The sequence below is a fragment of the Streptomyces otsuchiensis genome, assembly GCF_004305975.1.
GTDB lineage: Bacteria > Actinomycetota > Actinomycetes > Streptomycetales > Streptomycetaceae > Streptomyces > Streptomyces otsuchiensis.
Genome location: NZ_BHZI01000451.1, coordinates 1 through 2,560 on the forward strand (window position 1 = coordinate 1; position 2,560 = coordinate 2,560).

3 protein-coding genes are annotated in these 2,560 nt (G+C 72.3%); all 3 read right to left on the reverse strand.

Annotation, left to right across the window (positions count from 1 at the left end; all coding sequences use genetic code 11):
- A partial coding sequence (locus tag E0D90_RS24970) for an AfsA-related hotdog domain-containing protein (RefSeq protein ID WP_265415975.1) occupies positions 1-573 on the reverse strand: 573 nt, incomplete at its 3' end.
- A gap of 147 nt (positions 574-720) precedes the next feature.
- A complete protein-coding gene (locus tag E0D90_RS24975; protein WP_130800196.1) occupies positions 721-1,203 on the reverse strand; it encodes a flavin reductase family protein in 483 nt (160 codons plus the stop codon).
- Positions 1,204-1,367: 164 nt separating this feature from the next.
- Positions 1,368-2,477 (reverse strand): LLM class flavin-dependent oxidoreductase, encoded by a 1,110-nt coding sequence (locus E0D90_RS24980; protein WP_103502562.1) that lies wholly within the window; start codon positions 2,475-2,477, stop codon positions 1,368-1,370.
- Between the last annotated feature and the right edge of the window lie 83 nt (positions 2,478-2,560).

The following is a 2,560-nucleotide window of genomic DNA, read 5'->3' on the forward strand; positions in this document are numbered from 1 at the left end:
TCCGGGATCGGTCTCGAGGACGGGGTGGGGGTCGGCGGAGGCGGCTTGCTCGTGATCGCGTGGCCCGGCCATGTGCAGGGTGAGGCGTCCGGCACCGGCGAACTCGCCGTCACGCAGCAGGTCGGTCTCCATGGTGAGGGCGGTGGGCGCGCCGGTCCGGCGCCGCACCTCGGTGATCGCGGATTCCAGGTGCAGCTCGGCGGGCCGGAGGCCCAGGAGCAGAGCACTCGGCACGATCTCGAACTCCAGTTCGGCTATGCGGAAGTGGCAATCGGCCGGAACGTCGTAGTACGCCTGCCCGACCAGGACCGCCGCCTGCCGCAGCGACTCCGCGGCGAGCAGCGGGTCGTACCAGGCGCCGGCGACCGGCGCGTAGAAGTGGTGTCCGCGCGGCCACTGCGCTGCCAGCCGGAACGCGTCGGAGCTCACCCGCCGCCAGTCGGTGATCAGCACTTCCGCGACCGCGCTCCGGTCGACGAGGTGGCGCGGGGCGGTCCGGATGAAACGGAGGTCTCCCCCGCTGTCGGCATCCGGCGACCGGGAAAGAGGTGGACGGGGGTCGGTGAGAGACACGCGGGTTGCCTTTCTCGTTGGCGTCGGCGCGCAGGCGCGTTCCGGTCCGTACGGACGCGTGCCGGTGCGGGTGCCGGTCCTGACGGCGGCGCGTGTGCCACGGTGTCCTCAGCCCGCCGGGCGGGACCGGTGGGTTGGGGTGACGGCTCAGGCGGCTGCGGCTGCCAGTGCCGTGAAGCGGCCGGCGTGGAAGACCAGCGGCCCCGCGTGCTCGGTGACCGCCCCCTCCAGGGCCTCGGCGATGACCAGTTCGTGGTCGCCGGCCGCGTGGACGGTGGTGATGCGGCAGTCGAGCCAGCCCAGCCCGTCGGCCGGTATCGGGTGCCCGGCCCGGGTGGTCGTCCACTCGCCGGCGGCGAAGCGGTCCGCGCCCTTCTGGCTGAACAGCCGGCACAGCTCGGCGTGCCGGTCCCCGAGGATCGTGACGGCGAAGGCGCCGGCGTCGCGGATGGCGGGCCAGGTGGAGGAGGTGTCCGCGGCGCACAGGGCGACCAGCGGCGGGGACAGCGAGACGGAGGTGAAGGAGTTGACCGCCATGCCGCGTGGGCCTTCGGCGGTGTCGGCGGTGACCAGTACCACTCCCGTGGTGAACTGGCCGAGGATGTCGCGGAACGAGCGTGGCTGCATCATGGGGTCTTCCGTTCGGCGGGCGCCGGGGCAGCTCGGTGGTCTGCGGTCTGCCCCGGCGCGTTGGATGACGGCGGTGACACGCTGGGTGGGTGTGGCGGGTGCTGAACGACCTCGCGGTGCGCTGACGGGTCAGCGGCTGCGGCGGCGTCGGAGGCGGTGGCTGGTCAGCGGTTGCGGGCGGCGATGGCGAAGTCCACCGCTTCCTGCGGGCGGGCAGCCGAACCGTTGATGCGCGGGGCGACGTAGCGCGCCAGCAGCTCCATGCTGCGGTTGGTGCGCTCCCACGACGTCCAGTCGGCGACGTAGACCAGCAGCGTGCCGAATCCACCGGTGATCTCGTGCAGCCGCTCGATGCCGGCGACCACGTCGTCCACCGATCCGACGAGGGCGCCGCCGGCCTCGACACGCGCCTCCAGCGCCCGCTCGCGCGGCACGTCCGGGCTGAGCACCTCGCGCCCGGCGGCCTTGCCGAAGTACTCGAACAGCCAGCGGTCGTAGCCGTCGCGGACGTCCGCGTACGCCTCCTCGCGGGTCTCCGCGACGTGCACGGGCAGCGCGATGCGCCACTTGTCGCGGTCCAGGGTCTGCCCGTGCTCGGCCGCCGACTCCTGCGCGTACTTCCACTGGTGGGCGAGGTTGATGTGCGCGGGGGCGCCGGGGGTGAGCAGGGCGAAGGGCAGCGCGAAGGACGTCATGCTCAGCCCGTACTGGCCGATGAGCCGGGGGCTGGTCTGTGAGGTTCCGGAGGTGGCGACGGCGACCTCGATGCCCTGCGGGCTGTAGCGCGGCAGCTGGATCTTGGCGTCGTGCAGTTCGAACCAGTCGGTCTGCTGGTTGATCCGCTCGTCACCGTTGACCAGCTCCAGGACGGTCGGCAGCGCCTCGTCCAGCCGGCGCCGCTGCACCGGCTGCTCCAGGCCGAACATCTTCGCGTCGAACGGCACGCCGGGGCCGACGCCCAGGATGTACCGGCCGCGGGTCAGGTGGTCGAGGTGCACCGCCCGGCTCGCCACGTGGAAGGGGTGGTGGCCGGAGATCGGCACGACGCCGTGGGCCAGCTTGATCTGGCTGGTGCGCTGCGAAGCGGCGGCGATCATCGTCTCCGGGGCGCCGACCAGGCCCCAGCCGAGGGTGTGGTGCTCGCCGAACCACGCCTCGTCGAAGTTGAGGTCGTCGGCGTACTCGACGAGGTCGAGGTTCCGGCGTATCGCCAGGTGGGGGTCCTGCCCGGTCTCGTGGACGGGCGAGAGGAACAGACCGATACGGCTGTGCACGATGAGCCTCCGGAGAGTACGGGAAAGCGGATGGACGGATGGACGGATGAATCGACAGACGGGTGGCGCGGGCGGGTGCGGGG

Coding starts and splice junctions, on each gene's coding strand:
- E0D90_RS24975 (WP_130800196.1), bottom strand. CDS start 1,203: ATGATGCAGCCACGCTCGTTCCGCGACATCCTCGGCCAGTTCACCACG.